The 15488-nt window shown below is 62.9% G+C and carries 15 protein-coding genes; 3 read left to right on the forward strand and 12 right to left on the reverse strand.

Features of this window, described 5'->3' with window-relative positions; translation table 11 throughout:
* Window positions 1–63 precede the first annotated feature (63 nt).
* A complete protein-coding gene (locus FAZ79_RS04795; RefSeq protein ID WP_136866842.1) occupies window positions 64–297 on the reverse strand; it encodes a CsbD family protein in 234 nt (77 codons plus the stop codon).
* Window positions 298–419: 122 nt separating this feature from the next.
* On the opposite strand from FAZ79_RS04795, the gene FAZ79_RS04800 reads away from it, so the two are divergent.
* Window positions 420–785, forward strand: coding sequence for a metalloregulator ArsR/SmtB family transcription factor (locus tag FAZ79_RS04800; protein WP_231505787.1), 366 nt, complete (start codon window positions 420–422; stop codon window positions 783–785).
* A 65-nt stretch (window positions 786–850) separates the two neighbouring features.
* On the forward strand, window positions 851–1162 hold the full coding sequence (locus tag FAZ79_RS04805) for a DUF3817 domain-containing protein (protein WP_136866843.1): 312 nt from the start codon (window positions 851–853) through the stop codon (window positions 1160–1162).
* A 69-nt stretch (window positions 1163–1231) separates the two neighbouring features.
* Here FAZ79_RS04805 and ispH read toward each other — a convergent pair whose 3' ends face one another.
* The 11 genes from ispH to FAZ79_RS04860 form a co-directional block, all read right to left on the reverse strand.
* Entirely contained in the window at window positions 1232–2173 is a 942-nt protein-coding gene (gene ispH, locus FAZ79_RS04810; protein ID WP_136866844.1) for a 4-hydroxy-3-methylbut-2-enyl diphosphate reductase, read from the reverse strand.
* A complete protein-coding gene (locus tag FAZ79_RS04815; protein WP_136866845.1) occupies window positions 2170–2667 on the reverse strand; it encodes a peptidylprolyl isomerase in 498 nt (165 codons plus the stop codon). Before FAZ79_RS04815 ends, ispH begins: the two co-directional genes overlap by 4 nt.
* Window positions 2660–3157 carry a signal peptidase II gene (gene lspA / locus FAZ79_RS04820; protein WP_331281111.1) on the reverse strand — a complete coding sequence of 166 codons (498 nt, stop codon included), beginning with the start codon at window positions 3155–3157 and terminating at the stop codon, window positions 2660–2662. Before lspA ends, FAZ79_RS04815 begins: the two co-directional genes overlap by 8 nt.
* A 498-nt stretch (window positions 3158–3655) precedes the next feature.
* Window positions 3656–6484, reverse strand: coding sequence for an isoleucine--tRNA ligase (ileS, locus tag FAZ79_RS04825; RefSeq protein ID WP_136866846.1), 2829 nt, complete (start codon window positions 6482–6484; stop codon window positions 3656–3658).
* Between the two features lie 114 nt (window positions 6485–6598).
* Window positions 6599–7222: a GspH/FimT family pseudopilin gene (locus FAZ79_RS04830; RefSeq protein WP_136866847.1), complete on the reverse strand. Its 624-nt coding sequence runs from the start codon at window positions 7220–7222 to the stop codon at window positions 6599–6601.
* A gap of 94 nt (window positions 7223–7316) precedes the next feature.
* Window positions 7317–7775 carry a type IV pilin protein gene (locus tag FAZ79_RS04835; protein WP_211238793.1) on the reverse strand — a complete coding sequence of 153 codons (459 nt, stop codon included), beginning with the start codon at window positions 7773–7775 and terminating at the stop codon, window positions 7317–7319.
* 15 nt (window positions 7776–7790) lie between these two features.
* On the reverse strand, window positions 7791–11501 hold the full coding sequence (locus tag FAZ79_RS04840) for a PilC/PilY family type IV pilus protein (RefSeq protein ID WP_211238794.1): 3711 nt from the start codon (window positions 11499–11501) through the stop codon (window positions 7791–7793).
* Between the two features lie 11 nt (window positions 11502–11512).
* On the reverse strand, window positions 11513–12061 hold the full coding sequence (locus tag FAZ79_RS04845; RefSeq protein ID WP_136866849.1) for a PilX N-terminal domain-containing pilus assembly protein: 549 nt from the start codon (window positions 12059–12061) through the stop codon (window positions 11513–11515).
* A 5-nt stretch (window positions 12062–12066) separates the two neighbouring features.
* Window positions 12067–13068, reverse strand: a complete 1002-nt coding sequence (locus FAZ79_RS04850) for a PilW family protein (RefSeq protein WP_136866850.1) — start codon at window positions 13066–13068, stop codon at window positions 12067–12069.
* A 35-nt stretch (window positions 13069–13103) separates the two neighbouring features.
* Window positions 13104–13577, reverse strand: coding sequence for a type IV pilus modification protein PilV (pilV, locus tag FAZ79_RS04855; protein ID WP_136866851.1), 474 nt, complete (start codon window positions 13575–13577; stop codon window positions 13104–13106).
* A 2-nt stretch (window positions 13578–13579) separates the two neighbouring features.
* Window positions 13580–14131: a GspH/FimT family pseudopilin gene (locus tag FAZ79_RS04860; protein WP_136866852.1), complete on the reverse strand. Its 552-nt coding sequence runs from the start codon at window positions 14129–14131 to the stop codon at window positions 13580–13582.
* A 219-nt stretch (window positions 14132–14350) separates the two neighbouring features.
* On the opposite strand from FAZ79_RS04860, the gene FAZ79_RS04865 reads away from it, so the two are divergent.
* On the forward strand, window positions 14351–15172 hold the full coding sequence (locus tag FAZ79_RS04865; protein ID WP_136866853.1) for an inositol monophosphatase family protein: 822 nt from the start codon (window positions 14351–14353) through the stop codon (window positions 15170–15172).
* The last annotated feature ends 316 nt before the right edge of the window (window positions 15173–15488 follow it).

Below are 15488 nucleotides of genomic sequence, written 5' to 3' on the forward strand. Positions count from 1 at the left end.
CCGCATTGCGGGGCGTTTTTCATGTGGGGCGCGATCATCACCGAGCACGGCGGAAGACTCGGTCTACTTCTTCGGCACGCCCTCGGGACCCAGTTCCTCCTTCATCCGCTTCTGGAATTCCTTGATCTGCTCACGGGCCTCCTGCTCGCTGACGCCGTAACGTGACTGGATCTTGCCGATCAGCTCGTCCTTCTTGCCCTCGAGCACCGCGAACTCGTCACCGGTGATCTTGCCCCAGTATTCCTCGGCATATCCGATGAACGAACGCCAGTTGCCTGCGATGTGATCCCACTTCATTACGGAACTCCTGTGCGGTTTTGCCCTCTTCATTGTAGGCAATCGCCAACGCCCTGCTTACCTGAATGCGAAGCAATGTCAGGCCGGGTTACAATGACCGTAGTTAATGATCAGCCCTATTAATGACATCAGAAATCAGAGAGACCGCCATGCCGCCCGAGGCCCTTTTCCGAGCCCTTGGTGACACCACCCGCTTGCGCTGCCTCATGCTACTGCTGCGCGAAGGCGAGCTGTGTGTCTGCGAACTGACCGAGGCGCTGGCGCTGAGCCAGCCGAAGATCTCCAGGCACCTGGCGCACCTGCGCGACGCCGGGATCACCGACGTGCGACGTGACGGGACCTGGGTGTTCTACCGCGTTGCCGAGAACCTGCCCAGCTGGGCCCGCGCCGTGCTCAAGGCGACCTTCGACGGCAACGCGACCGGCGAGACCTTTGTCGAGGATCTCGACCGACTGAAAAAGATGGTCGGCCGGCCGGCACGGGGCTAATCACATCCCATCGAGACGAGCCGTTGAGATAAGCTGGTTGGCCAATCGATGAAAGGGCAATCCGCATGGCAGGCCAGGCCAATCCCGCACTCCGCCACCTCGGCGTGATGACGTTACTCGAAGGTAGCTCGCTAATCGCCCTGGTCGCGATCGCCATGCCGTTGAAATACATGGCCGACCTACCGGAGGCCGTGAGCGTCGTGGGCCCGGTTCACGGGGTGCTCTTCCTCTGGACCATGGCCGTGCTGGCGATCACGCTCTACCGGCGACTGCTGCCCATCCCCCACGGGGCCGTGGTCGCGATCGCCGCATTCATCCCCTTCGGCGGGCTGTTCTCGCACCACCTGGTCAGACGTCGCCTCGCTGAGGGCAACTGACCATCCAACAAAAAGGCCGGACCGGGGCCACCCCCGTCCGGCCTTTTACGCTTTGCGCGCCCGGGACGATCAGGAGGAACGCAGCTCGACCGGGATGGGAAAGACCATGTTCTCGACCACGGTCGGCTCGCGCTCCTCTAGCGTGGCGTCGCACTCGAGCTTGAGCCGCTCGATCACCTGACCCACGAGGATCTCCGGGGCCGAGGCGCCGGCCGTGACGCCCACGCGACTGCAATCGCCGAACCAGGATGGGTCGATGTCCTCCGCCCCATCGATCAGGTGGGCGGGCGTGCCCGCCTGTTCGGCCAGCTCGCGCAGGCGATTGGAGTTGGAGCTGGTCTTCGAACCGACCACCAGCACCACGTCGCAGCTCTCGGCCAGTTCGCGCACGGCGTCCTGACGGTTCTGCGTGGCGTAGCAGATGTCGTCCTTGCGCGGCCCCTCGATGTGGGGGAGGCGCTCCTGCAGCGCGCCGATGATCGCGCGGGTCTCGTCGACCGAGAGCGTGGTCTGGGTCGCCCAGGCCACGCCCTTGGGGTTGTCCACCTCGAGCGTCTCGACGTCGGCGATCTTCTCCACCAGGTGGATCTGCCCGCCGGAGGCCGGGTCGAAGTGGCCCATGGTGCCCTCGACCTCCGGGTGCCCGGCATGACCGATCAGCACCACGTCACGCCCGGCACGCGCATGGCGAGCGACCTCCATGTGCACCTTGGTGACCAGCGGGCAGGTGGCATCGAAAACGGTCAGCCCGCGTTCGGCGGCCGTGTCCTGGATCGCCTTTGACACCCCGTGGGCAGAGAAGATCAGGGTCGCGCCGTCCGGCACGTCCGCCAGCTCCTCGATGAAGATCGCGCCCTTGTCGCGCAGGTTGTCGACGATGTAGCGGTTGTGGACGATCTCGTGGCGCACGTAGATGGGCGCGCCGAAGGAGTCGAGTGCCCGGTCGACGATCTCGACCGCGCGGTCGACGCCGGCGCAGAAGCCGCGCGGGTTGGCAAGCTGGATCTTCATGGCGCCTCTCCCTGCAGTGCGGGTGAATCGGCGGGTGCGGCCTGTCCGTCGACGGCCAGCACCTGGACGATCAACTGGATGTTCTGCCCGGCCAGCGGGTGATTGAAATCCACGGTCACGGCGTCCTCGGTGACGGCGGTGATCGTGCCCGGCACCGATTCGCCGTTGGGCAGATCGAACTCGACCACCAGCTGCGGCTCGAGGTTCATGTCCTCGGGGAACCGGCCGCGCGGCATGGTGTGCACGTTGCTCGGGTCGGGCATGCCGAAGGCGTACTGCGGGGTGAGCAGGATGCGGGTGTACTCGCCCAGCGGCAGGCCGATCAGTGCCTCCTCGAGACGCGGCTCGAAGGCCCCGCTGCCCAGCTTCACGGAAAACGGATCGGTGTCGAAACTGCTGTCGACCACCCGGTCGTCGGGCAGGCGGATCTCGTAATGAATGGTCACCTCGGAGTCCTTTCCGATGGTCGGCAGGTCGGACTTGGCGTCACTCATCGGATGCGCTCTCCCGGTCGACGGGCCGCAACTCGGCCCAGATGATCAGTGCCACGCCGATGGTAATGGCCGCATCGGCGATATTGAAGGCCGGCCAGTGCCAGCCGGCGACGTGGAAATCGAGGAAGTCGACCACGTGGCCATAGAGCACCCGGTCGATCACGTTGCCCACCGCCCCGCCGATCACCAGTGTGATCCCGGCCTGGATACGCCGGTCGCGGATCGCGACGAACGCCAGCCAGCCCAGCAGGACCGCCGTGATCACCACCGCCAGAAAGACGAAGAACCAGCGCTGCCAACCGTCGTGTTCGGCAAGGAACGAGAACGCCGCGCCGGTGTTGTACAGCAGGGTGAAATCGAAGAAGGGCAGGATCTCCACCGGCCGGGCGTACTCGAGCCCGGCCAGGGCCGCCCACTTGGTCAGCTGGTCGACGACCAGCACCCCGAAGGACAACCACAGCCAGCGCAGGTTCGCCTTGTCCATCCTCATGCCCGCCCCCCGTGGGAGCGAGCCTCGCTCGCGAAGGCGGCGCCAGCCGCCGCCCCCGTTCGGGCCTGGCAACGCGCCGAGGCCGGGACACGCGCCTGACGGCGCGTTTCGCTTGCAGGGCAAGACCGTAGGAGCGCCTTCAGGCGCGACACCTCGCCGTGGCCACCATTAGGGAAACTCTGCACGATTCGATGGTATCTCTGGCTCGCGGGTTTGTCCGCAATCAAGGCGCCGGACCGAAGACGGGCTCGTTGCCCGTCGAGGGACGGCAACGCCGAGTGCGGGCAAACCCGCGAGCCCCGTCCGGGCGGGCCTCCAAGGGCCCATCTGCGGCGTTGCAGCCCTTGTAAAGGGCGACGGCCCTTCACGGCGGACGGCGCCTTGCATCTGGGCCCTTGGAGGTCCCGCAGAGACGTCATCGAATCGTGCAGAGTTTCCTTAGGCATCGCGGCTAAAGCCGCTCCTACCGGCAGCGTTGAGATGGGAGCCATCACGCCCTCAGACAAAACGCCGGGTTTCCCCGTCGCCCTCGATGTTCTCGATGCAGCGTCCGCAGAGCGTGGGATGCGCGGCGTGCGTGCCGACATCGGGTCGGAAGTGCCAGCAGCGCTCGCACTTCTCGGCGTCCATCGGCGCGATGCGTACGGCGATCTCGCCCACGCCCTCGATGGACTCGGCCTCGACGCCCGCGGGCTTGTCGGCCAGCGGACGGACGGTGGCCTCGGAGACGATCAGCAGGAAACGCAGCTCGTCGCCCAGCTCGGCCAGGCGCCCGGCGACGGTCTCGTCCGCCCAGATCTCAACGTTGGCCGAGAGGTTGGCCTTGATGCGCTTCTCGTTGCGCGCGGCCTCGGCGTGGCGGTTGACCGTGTCCCGAATGGCGATGACGTCGTCCCAGAAACCGCGCTGGGTCACGGCGCCGCGACCGTCGTGGAGCAGCGGCTCCAGCCCCTCGACGTGGGTAGCCATGAACACGCTCTCCTCGCGTCCGGCGACCGCCGGCAGATGCTCCCAGAGTTCCTCGGCGGTGAACGACAGCACCGGGGCAATCCAGCGCACTAGCGCCTCGACGGTGCGCCACATGGCGGTCTGCGCCGAGCGGCGCATGGGGGCATCGGTCTGGCCGGTGTAGATGCGGTCCTTGACGATGTCGAGGTAGAACGCGCCCAGCTCGATCGAGCAGAAGTGGTGGATGCGCGCGATCGTCTGGTGGAACTGGTAGGCGTCGAAGCCGTCGCGTACTTCGCGATTAAGACGCGCGGCGCTGTCGACCAGCCAGGCGTCCAGCGCCAGCAGGTCCTCGTCGGCCACGGCATCCCTGTTCGGGTCGAAACCGTCAATGTTCGCCAGCAGGAACCGCGCGGTGTTGCGGATGCGGCGGTAGGCATCGGCCGTGCGCTTGAGTATCTCCTTGGAGACGGTCATCTCGCCGGAGAAGTCGGTGGAGGCGACCCACAGACGCAGCGGGTCGGCGCCCATCTGGTCGATCACCTCCTGCGGCGCGATGACGTTGCCCAGCGACTTCGACATCTTGCGACCGTTGGCGTCCACCGTGAAACCGTGGGTGAGCACGCCGCGGTACGGGGCCTGCTCGCGCAGCGCGGTGGCGGTGAGCAGGGAGGACTGGAACCAGCCGCGGTGCTGGTCGGAACCCTCGAGGTACAGGTCCGCCGGCCAGGTCAGCTCCTCGCGGCGGTCGAGCACGGCCCAGTGGGTCACGCCCGAGTCGAACCACACGTCGAGCGTGTCGACGACCTTCTCGTACTCGGCCGCGTCCGCGCCGATCAGCTCGGCGGCATCCAGATCGAACCACCAGTCGACGCCGTGCTGCTCGACCTGCTCGGCGACCTGCCGCATCAGCTCGGCGGAGTCCGGGTGGGCGTGACCGGTCTGCTTGTGGGCGAACAGCGCGATCGGCACGCCCCAGAAACGCTGGCGCGAGATGCACCAGTCAGGACGGTTCTCGACCATGCCCTCGATGCGCGCCCGCCCCCAGTCCGGGGTGAATTCAACGTTTTCCAGCGCCTTGATCGCGTCATCGCGCAGGTGCTGTTGGGTCATCGAGACGAACCACTGGTGCGTGGCGCGGAAGATCAGCGGGGTCTTGTGCCGCCAGCAGTGCGGGTAGCTGTGCTCGAATTTCGAGTGCGCCAGCAGGCGACCGTCGGCCTCGAGCCGCGCGAGGACCGCCTTGCCGCCGGCCTTGAGATCCATGCCGCCCACGAGCGGCGTGTCGGCGAAAAAGCGCCCCTCGCCGTCGACCGGGTTGTCTACGGCCAAGTGGTAGCGCTTGCCGACCGCGAAGTCCTCTTCGCCGTGCGCCGGGGCGGTGTGCACGAGCCCCGTACCGGCATCCAGCGTAACGTGCTCGCCCAGGATCACCGGCACGCGGCGCTCGAGGAACGGGTGCGCCAGCTCCTGGCCCTCCAGGGCGACGCCGGTGCATTCGCCCAACACGCGCGGCGACTCGGCACCCATGCGTGCCAGCGCCGCCTCGGCCAGGCCCTCGGCCAGCACCAGGCGACGACCGTCGACTTCGATCAGCTGGTAGCTTAGCTCGGCGTTGACCGCCACGGCCTGGTTGGCCGGCAGCGTCCACGGGGTGGTGGTCCAGATGACCAGGTCCACCGGCGCGTCGCCTTCCACGCCGAAGGCGCGGTTGACCGCCGCCGGGTCGACCGCCGCGAAGGCCACATCAATCTGGTCGGAGGTCTTGTCCTGGTACTCCACCTCGGCCTCGGCCAGCGCCGAGCCGCAGTCGACGCACCAATGCACCGGCTTTTCGCCGCGGTGCAGGTGGCCGCGCTCGATAATGCCCGCCAGCGCGCGCAGGGTGTCGGCCTCGAAGGCGAAGTCCATCGAGCGGTAGGGGTTATCCCAGTCGCCCATGACGCCCAGGCGGATGAAGTCCTCGCGCTGACGGTCGATCTGGCTGGCCGCGTAGTCGCGGCAGGCCTGGCGGAAGGCACGCTCGTCGAGCTTGACGCCCGGCTTGCCGTGCTCGCGCTCGACCACCAGTTCGATCGGCAGACCGTGGCAGTCCCAGCCCGGCACGTAAGGCGTATCGAAGCCCTCCAGCAGGCGCGTCTTGTTGATGATGTCCTTGAGGATCTTGTTGACCGCGTGGCCAATGTGGATGTCGCCGTTGGCATACGGCGGGCCGTCGTGCAGCACGAATGTCGGCCGCCCGGCGGCGTGCTCGCGCACCGCGCGATAGAGATCACGCTCCCGCCATTGCGTCAGCCGCTCGGGCTCGCGCTTGGGCAGGTTGCCGCGCATGGGGAAGTCGGTCTGGGGAAGGTTGAGCGTCGATTTGTAATCGGTCACGGTTGGGCCACGTCAGTTCAGTTCGCCGAAGGACTGCAAACCGCTGATTGTAACAGGCAACCCCGCGCCGCCGCTCACTCGCGTTGCTCGTGTAAATCGAGACCCACGCCCGACTTACAAGTCGGGACACGCGCCATCGAGATCGACCGACTGCAAGCGAACCCGACCACTCGCCGAAATCACGAGTTCTCGGGCATTCGGCGCGAGGTCCGCCTCGGCGCATACCCGCAATCGTCCGGCCCCGAACGCCCCGCTGACGCGCTCGGCATGCCCCATCGGCACGTACACCAGGGCCGTTCGCAGGGGGCCATTGGCGTCAAGGCGCACGGTGTCGCTCAAGGCCGGCACCCGACCGTGGCGCAGGATGCGCTCGTCGGCCTCGATATCGCCGCTATGGTCGGCGTCTTCAAACACCATCCAATGACCCACCGACCAATCACCCGTGCAGCCCGCGCCGGGCGTCCCGGCACAGAGCGATACCGGGCGCCCCTTGGTGACGGCCGACTGCCTGGCCGCCATCAGCGCCCCACGGGCGGCATTGGTCGCTGTCGCCAGCTGGTTCTGGGTGATCATTGAGGAGAATGCGGGGATGGCGATCGAAAGCAGCGCCGCCATGACGGCCACCCCCACGATCAGCTCGATCAACGAGAACCCCCGCCTGGACGCGGGGGATAAACGGCAAGAACGCCCCGATCTTCCGGCCCATACAGCGTGGGCCACACGCTCGTCCTTGAGCATGGACACACCTCCTTGTCGTCACTCCAGGCCAGCCTTCCTTGGCCAGCCTAATGGTCGAAATCAGCCACAACGGGCTTAGGCGATCGTCAGCAAACTACCAGCAGATGTCCACGTCATCGGCCGCACCGCGAGTGCCGGCCTGGTCGAGGGTCAGCGTCCCGCAGTCGTCACGATTGGCCTGAGTTCCTTGCGGAACGGCCTGTATGACGAAGGTTGATCTTGTCGGCTCGTTGGCGGCAAACGAGTAGTTGTAGTCTGCGCCTGTATTGTCGTTCGAAGCACAATCGAGCGCAGGCAAGCTGACCGCCGTGCCGCCACTGTCCTCGTCATAGCGGAGGTTGGTGGTGTAAAAGCGCTCCATGAAGCTGGCGTACTCCGACAGGCAGCCGGCCGCAGCGGCGCGCTTGGTCTTGACCACCGAGTCGACATACGACGGATAGGCGATCGCCGCGATAATGCCGACGATCGCGACCACGATCATCAGCTCGATCAGGGTGAACCCTCGGCCGCGCCGAGCGGAATCCGACCCCGGTGAACCCGTCACTGTGCTCATCCGCGTCTCCATGATTTAGTCAAAGATGATTTCGCGCCAGGAGCTACGCTGCCCTGAGCTGCCGCCGCCCGCGGCCTCGATCGAGGCCGTGCTGCCATCGTCGAAGCTCACCAGCATGGTGTTGCCGACGAAAATCGGCGCATTGGGCAGTCGGTTGAAACCCAGGGCCCCAGCGGCAAATGTCTGGCCATTGACCTCGAGCACATCGTCACCATCGACCACACCATCGCCATTCAGGTCGACAAAGGGCTGATCGACATTCGTACCGTCGAACGGGTCAATGCCCATGATGAAACCGCGTCCAGACGGGTTACACACATCCACCGCCTCGGGAATCAACGACGTCCCGACGAGCACCTCCCCCTGGAACTGGTTGGGCAGCACCATCCGTTCCCCTTCCAGCTGACCATCCGGTGGCACCAGATCGATGTACCACCCGGATTTTCCGTCCATATCGTCAGCCGTGCCTTGGCTAAAGGCTCTTGCGGTGAAATCGCCGCTAATCTCTTCGGCAACTATGTCACGCTCAACCAATACCGAGCGGTCATCGCCACTGGAAACCGGCAGATCAGCATCGCCGGACTCCACGATCAACCCGTACCAGGTCTGGAGGGATTGATCGTTTAGGTCAGCTTGCGAGAGATACTTGCCCGTACCAAAGAAGGCCCACAGGTTGCTGGTGCTCGGATCCTTGCCCAGCAGCAACCCCGCGGTGATCGGTTGAGCCGACCCATCCTCTCTCGTGGCCTGATACACCGCCTCCCCGTTGCTCGTGGAGGACGTCAGGTCGAATCGCCAAACCCAACCGTTCAGATCACCGGCATAGGCAACATCCTGGATACCATCCGGGCTGTCCGTGTAATCGAATGTCGCGGGCGCCGCCAGACCATTACCGGTCACACCATCGTTGGTTGTGTGGACGTCGAGCGCCCCCGTTCCCACATCGAATTGCAGCAATGCCGCACTGTCGTTGGCACTGTTGTAGCCATTGCCGATCAACACCGACCACTCGCCGTTGCCGGTCTGGACGACTAGCGGTTTACCAATCATCTGACCGATATAGTCCGCGTTGGCACCGCCATCGCCCGCAGAGCGCTCCCAGAGGAAGCGGATATCGGCCGGATCCGTGATATCAAGCGCATACACCGCTTTTGCTTCACCACGCCCCGTGGTGCCCACAAGAACGGTTCGCCACTGCACATCGTTGCCGTTGGTATAGGGCAGGTCGATGTAGACATCCGCTACGGTCAATTCACCGTCATTGAAATACTGATGACCCGGGTTCGCCCCATAATCCGAGTCAGCCAACTTCTTAATGTCCGATTCAATCACCGCGCCCGGGAGGTAGGCATAAAGCTCCGCGCCGGTCAGTGCGTCGAAGGCATGCAGCATGCCGTCGTTGGCTGCCACGTACACCACGGGCTCGCGGGTATTGTCCCCGCCTTCCGGGTCCTGCCCTTGGTTGTCGTTGTCTCCCTCGGGATCCTCGGCAAATGCCGCGTACTCATCCACCCCGTCGAATGATCGGGCGGTATACAGATTTGGATTCGGCTGCCCCACATAAACCGGCTGCGAGTTAACAATATCGCCGAGCGCAGTGCTCCGATCCCGATAATTGCCACCGTTTGTCTCGGCGTTCGTGGTGTCGCCCCGCAAGAAGTCGACGATCGCCTCCTGCTCGGCTGTCGAATCGCCCAAGGCTGCCTGTTGACTGTCGGAAAGACTTCCGACATCACTCGCCAAGAATTCACGATATTGGGGATCGTTGTTGCCGAGGTTCCCGTCATCGGTAGCGAAGGTATAAATCGAGCGCCCATCGGGACAGACCTCGCCGGCTGAAGCCGAGCACGCATCGGCCGGGGCCGCCAGAAGATTCTCGGCCGCCGACCAATCCGGAGATGAAGCAATCTGCTTGGTGTTTGGGTCCACCGAATACGCTTTCAGGTCCCCCACCCAACTGCCGGTGAAGTAGTTTGCCTGATAGGTAACTGTTCCAGTCTCCAGGCGCGTGGAGTTTGCCGCCAAGCTTGCCCCCGTGCCAACCCGCTCGGCGGCTCGCCCAACGGCATCGGAAATTGCAGCGGAGAATGCCTGCGGCGTCTTGGTCGAATAAAACCCGCCATGGCCATTAACCGCAGCATGCAACATGTCGGCGATATTATTGATACTGCCTGAGCTCGGCTGCGGCCACTCGAAACCACTAATCGGATCCCCGCCATTAGCCCAGTCGAACACTGCTTCTGAATCAATCGGGTCGCCGTCAGCATCCAGCGCGTCATAACCAAGGCCAACGGAGAACGTGGTCATGTGCTGCCAGAAGGCGGGATCCTCATCAGTCGTCGGCACCTCATTGTCCACGCTCGTACGAAGGTCGTTCTTCCAGTAGTACATCGCCACGTCGGCGAGAGTGTTGCTGTAGCTGTAGGAGTGACTAAAGGGCGCGATGGCCTCATAGCTGTATTCACGTCCATTAGGACCCGTGATCGTTGGCCCGTCGGCATTGTCGGCGTCACCGACATCCGGATCAGGGGCACCCACTTCGTTCCAGAAACCATCCGATGTCAGGATGGTGTACGACTGTCGGCAGGCATACTCCTGAGACACGTCGTCCCCATCGAGGCTCGACCAAGGCTGCCCGGTGCGGTAATACTCGCCGGCCGCCTCGAGGGTCTCGCGCAGGGGTGTATTTCGGTCTCCCTCCGCATCGATCAGCCATTCCCAGAACTGCGCCTTGCGGGTGCCGGCCGAACCATCACCCCAAGCCGCGACCCCGGCAAGTTCATTGTTGCCCTGCGTGTCTGTGGAGAAACCGTAGCGACAACTCTCGCTAAATACGTTACCGCACTGGCCGGAAGTGATCCCGCGAATATACTCGGCCGAATTGCCATTGATTGAACCGAACCCGACACGGAATTCTTCACTCACATCGGCAAAGCCATTCATCAGACCGCTCTTGGCCGCAAGCATGCGAGTGCGGTAATAACCGAACCAGTTGCCGACGTTCTGCTGCGTTGTGGCGTCGTCGACACAGCTGGATTGCGCGTCCAGGGGCAAGTCGCCACAATTGGTCGCGACATAGTGTTCGTCATAACCGCCGCTACCATCGGGGGTCGTATAAACGAAAGCAACCCCGTTGGACTCGTAGTAGTAAGGGCTGTTTCCGTAGTCCGGAAGTAAGGTGTAGTCGGCCTCATACGTATAGGAATAACAGGCCCCGAAAAACACTTCACTCTGAGTGGTTCCGTCCGGACAGAAGGCGCGAAAGAACGGGAAGCTCACGTTCGCGTAGCCACCCGTCGAGTAATAGCGCGTCACGTCCGTCGTAGAAGACGAGTTGTCGAAACCATCCAGCGGCAGGTCAGGAAATGTCGTGATATTGGCGTAGTTGGTGCCATCCGGCTTCACCGGCGGCTCATAGGTCACGTTGCCGTCGTAATAGATGTAGTTGACCGACGCACTCTGCATGCCCTGGTCGGAGGTATCGTCGAGGTACCCGGCGTCCGGCATGTACTCGCGTGCCATCGAGCCCGAATCATCGAGAAGCAACATCACATTTGGCGGCAGCGTTTGTTGAACAACCAGTGGCGTTTGGTTGATGGTGACGCCCAGCGCCTGACTACCCCAAAACAGGCAAGAAACAAAACCTGCCGCGACAAAGCCTCTTGCGGCACGTCGATGAGCACGCAACGGGTTCAACACACTCAGATGGCGCGATGAAATGTTCATGCGATGACCTCCTAGCCCCTAACCCAAGTCTGCAGAACCACGATGGCCCGGTCAGGCGCTGCTGACGGGTCAGCGCTACGCGCGGTGACCCGATAGAAATTGATGGTAGTGCTCGTCCCCTGCGCGCCGTACTGGCTCGCCGCCCCACTGAGGTTTACGCCAGTGTTCGATGTCGGGTCCGGCCAGAGCCCCATGTTCTCCACAACGTACTGCGGCTGGGCCGCCGCAAGGGAGCCGGCATCGAACTCATCCGAGCCGGTTCCCACCGAAACCGTCTGCCACGGCACGCTGTTACCTGACGGGATGGCCTCGCAGGTCACGCCACCCAGCGAACAGTCATGCCATATGTCTGCCGTCGTGTCGGCAATACGCCGCTCGGCAATACGCAATGCGGCCTCGGCTGCTTGGAAGGCGACATCCCGATCCTGCAGGTTGCTCGACATCTTTTCTTGCAGCGTGGTACCGCGCATTGACGCCAGGCCCACAAGCGTAATGGCCAGCAGAAGCACCAGCGCGATGACCAGGGCGATGCCAGATTGTTGGTTCTTCAACGTGATCATCTTTGTCACTCCACCCGGTTCCGCACCGTGACCGTGGTTGCCAGGGTGCGGGTGAGCACCTGCTGATCCGTACCCGCTCGCTCCATCTCACTCTGAATGGTCAAAGCCACTCTCGCGGCGTCGACCAGTGACCAATCGGAAACCGCGTCGGCATCCTCGAATGCGCTACCGCCCTCACTGAGGTAGGTAACCTGCATGTCTGTCACGTTGCGCACCATTTCGGTGGCCACTCCGGTCGGAGTGCCACCCTGATTCTCGAGTGAAATCCGATACAGCGATCGCCCTCCCACCGGGTTGTTTCCGATATACCAGGCGGTCGAGGAAAGCTTGGCGATCTGAGAATTCTGGCCAAACTCGTAGCTGTTGCCGACCGCGGAGCATTGGGTGGGGAACCCGAGCCCCTTGGAGCAGTTGCCTGGGGTGCCCGTGCCGGTGTTGTGCACCACTGTCACGTTGCTGCTGTTGTAGTTGGTGATCTGCATGACAGCAGCATGATCAGGGTCACAAACCACAACGATGTCACCATCATCAAAGTTGGTAGTGGCTTCGTTGATCTTGAATTGGGCCGACGTGGGTTGATGACTCTCAACACTGAATCCACTGCCCTCGATGCCCACCAGCTGGAATGAGTCCGTGCCGGAAACGCGCTCGGCCTCGCCTGTGCCGGTGGTTACCGCCGGGTCGGTCTCATCACCGTCGTAACCGACGATGGAATTGGAGAAATCGGCAAACCAATCGGTCGCGGAGCCACCACTCGGCCCGTTGTTCAGCACGTTGGCTATGCGATTGAGATTGCCGCAACCAGTCAACCCCGCCATTCGGATGTCACGCGCAAGGAATTCGAAGGCCGTTCGGCTGTGATCCTGGACCTGACTCAAGGCTTCATTGGTTCGATACGACTGCTTGTTGGCAATGAACACGCTGATCACCCCACCGATGATGACCAGGCCCAGCACCATGGCGATCATCAGTTCGACAAGCGTGAACCCACCGATCTTCTGGCGCATCTCATGGAGTCGATGCCCCTGCCTCCGTGTTCCTTTCATAGTCTTGCCCTTGTCACGACTTCCTGCGTATCACTGCCGCCCGACGCCTTCGCGTCGTCAAAGACAATGGTGATCTCACAGATGCCGTTGCCATCACAATCCACCTCGCCGGAGGCCCCGTCTCCGAGAGCAGCGAGCCCGTCGGGGGGATTTAATCCCGAACCTTCACACCAGCGGTGAAGCTGCCCACTGGCCAAGCTGCTCCCCGCGCCAGGGCAACTACCAACCGTGTACGTACCGTCATAGTCTCCTGTCAGAGCGCTCCCTCGATCAGCACGCATCGCGTCAAGAATCGAGTACGTGGCAATCGTGGCTTGCGTCCTCGCCATAGCACTGTTGTTGTTTGATAACGCCTTGGTTTGAAGGGCTGCCATGCCAAGAAAGCCAATCGAGAGCACCAACACGGCGATCAGTATTTCGATGAGACCGACACCGGATTGGCTGCGTCTGTGATGAATGTTCGTATTCATTTTTAGTTACATGCCGCGTCAGGTTGGGATGTCACCGTCGTACCAGAAATCATGCGAACGCAGCGGTGATTCTCGCCCGGCAAGTCCGGCGCACTGATGTCCGCCACAAGCCCGGTAACCGGGGAGTTGCCGTTCGCCAATCTCCCGATGCCGCTGGCACCGAAGCGCAGAGTTTGCGAGCCGCCCAAACTCACACTATCCGGAATTTCCAACGCGGCTCTTACCACGGTGACGGTCGTGGTTCCCGACTGGTAGGCACGCACTTCACCTAGCCGATTCCCGCAGTTGTTCGTCAGTGCCGTGCCGTCATTCGCGTTCTCACCACAAACAACGACACCCGCATTCCGCTTGATCGCCTCCGAGCGAGCCATATTCACGGCCGTCACCCATTCGTTCGTCACCGTGGTCAATTCGTTGGAAAGGATCAGGTTGCGAAAGCTAGGGATCGCGATCGTCAAAAGCACGGCTGCCACGGCAATCGTGACCATCAGCTCGATCAAGCTGAAGCCTGAAGATCGACTACACAGTCGTTGCGGAGCGCGTATTCGTGTCATGCGGTTCGATTCCTTTTTCACATATGGATCCAATCATGTCTGAGCGACCGCTTCCAGGGGCCGCGCGACGAAAGGCGGGTCGCGACCGATGAACGGTCAAGGGGTGATGCAAGTCACGTAGAATCACGGCTTAATCAACCCTGTCATCCGATGGATCACTGCTATCGACCGCGTCGTTATCAAGAGACGCCTCCAGGACCCGACCAAAGGTTTTTTACCATGCTCTCGCTCAATCCCTCCGACCAGTCATCGGTAAACCAACTCGTACGAGAAACGGCCCACCGGCATCTGCTGCACGGTGGCACCCAGGCCGCCGATCGCAAGAACGACGGCAGCTGGGTCACCGCCACCGACCACGCGATGCAATCGGATCTGCAGGCGGGCCTGGCCGAACGGTTCCCCGCGCACGGCTTTCTGGGCGAGGAGATGGACCTCGCCGCTCAGGAAGCGGCTTGGCGCGAGTGCCTGGACGGGCGGCCGACATGGGTGGTCGATCCGCTCGACGGCACCAGCAACTTCCGCCTGGGGTTTCCGGTGTTCTCGGTGACAGTCGCTTTGCTGGTCGGCGGCAAGACGGTGTTCGGCGTGGTCTTCGATCCCAGTCGGGACGAGTGCTTCCATGCCGCCCGTGGTGACGGTGCCTGGCTGAACGGAGAGCGACTGTCGCTCGTCAACGAACCTAGGCAGGCTCTCAAGAGCTGCCTGGCCACGGTGGACTTCAAGCGCCTGCCTCGCGATGTCGCCACGCATCTGGCCTGCGACCCGCCCTATGCCTCACAGCGATCGATCGGCTCGGTAGCACTCGATTGGTGCTGGGTGGCGGCGCATCGCGTGCAGGTGTACGTGCACGGCAAGCAGAAGTTGTGGGATTACGCCGCCGGGCAGCTGATCCTGCACGAGGCCGGCGGGGCATCCGCCGATCTTGACGGTGAACTCGATTACCTCGACCGGCCGCTCGAGCCATTACCGCGCTCGGCGGTGGCGGCGACGCATGTCGAGTTGCTGGAGGACTGGCTGGGAGAGCTGAGAGCTGAGAGCTGAGAGCTGAGAGCTGAGAGCTGAGAGCTGAGCGAAGGTCTCGGCTTTCGCCCGACGGTCAAGCCCCCCTCCTGCGGCGCACTTCACGAACAAGGCCCGCCCACATAAGGGGAAGGCTGTTGCAAAAAGTCCTTCGTAGGAGCGGCGTTAGCCGCGATGCCTGTCCGGCGCCACGTCGGCGTATCGCGCCTGAAGGCGCTTGTATGTTTACCCCGGCAAGTCAAAAACTGGGCTTGTCGGGGTGGAGGGACAGAAGACGCTTCTGGCTCAAATGAAAGAGCACAGACGGTAGGAGACCTCGTCCCACCCCTCACCTTCA

This window comes from Guyparkeria sp. SB14A (assembly GCF_005096345.1).
Lineage (GTDB): Bacteria > Pseudomonadota > Gammaproteobacteria > Halothiobacillales > Halothiobacillaceae > Guyparkeria > Guyparkeria hydrothermalis.

What these genes read in the sequence shown, in the direction of transcription:
- FAZ79_RS04795 (WP_136866842.1), bottom strand. Translation starts at nt 297, where the DNA reads ATGAAGTGGGATCACATCGCAGGCAACTGGCGTTCGTTCATCGGATAT.
- FAZ79_RS04830 (WP_136866847.1), bottom strand. Translation starts at nt 7,222, where the DNA reads ATGCTCAAGGACGAGCGTGTGGCCCACGCTGTATGGGCCGGAAGATCG.
- FAZ79_RS04850 (WP_136866850.1), bottom strand. Translation starts at nt 13,068, where the DNA reads ATGCGCCAGAAGATCGGTGGGTTCACGCTTGTCGAACTGATGATCGCC.
- FAZ79_RS04815 (WP_136866845.1), bottom strand. Translation starts at nt 2,667, where the DNA reads ATGAGTGACGCCAAGTCCGACCTGCCGACCATCGGAAAGGACTCCGAG.
- lspA (WP_331281111.1), bottom strand. Translation starts at nt 3,157, where the DNA reads ATGAGGATGGACAAGGCGAACCTGCGCTGGCTGTGGTTGTCCTTCGGG.
- FAZ79_RS04860 (WP_136866852.1), bottom strand. Translation starts at nt 14,131, where the DNA reads ATGACACGAATACGCGCTCCGCAACGACTGTGTAGTCGATCTTCAGGC.
- FAZ79_RS04840 (WP_211238794.1), bottom strand. Translation starts at nt 11,501, where the DNA reads ATGAACATTTCATCGCGCCATCTGAGTGTGTTGAACCCGTTGCGTGCT.
- FAZ79_RS04845 (WP_136866849.1), bottom strand. Translation starts at nt 12,061, where the DNA reads ATGATCACGTTGAAGAACCAACAATCTGGCATCGCCCTGGTCATCGCG.
- pilV (WP_136866851.1), bottom strand. Translation starts at nt 13,577, where the DNA reads ATGAATACGAACATTCATCACAGACGCAGCCAATCCGGTGTCGGTCTC.
- ispH (WP_136866844.1), bottom strand. Translation starts at nt 2,173, where the DNA reads ATGAAGATCCAGCTTGCCAACCCGCGCGGCTTCTGCGCCGGCGTCGAC.
- FAZ79_RS04835 (WP_211238793.1), bottom strand. Translation starts at nt 7,775, where the DNA reads ATGAGCACAGTGACGGGTTCACCGGGGTCGGATTCCGCTCGGCGCGGC.
- FAZ79_RS04865 (WP_136866853.1), top strand. Translation starts at nt 14,351, where the DNA reads ATGCTCTCGCTCAATCCCTCCGACCAGTCATCGGTAAACCAACTCGTA.
- FAZ79_RS04800 (WP_231505787.1), top strand. Translation starts at nt 420, where the DNA reads ATGACATCAGAAATCAGAGAGACCGCCATGCCGCCCGAGGCCCTTTTC.
- FAZ79_RS04805 (WP_136866843.1), top strand. Translation starts at nt 851, where the DNA reads ATGGCAGGCCAGGCCAATCCCGCACTCCGCCACCTCGGCGTGATGACG.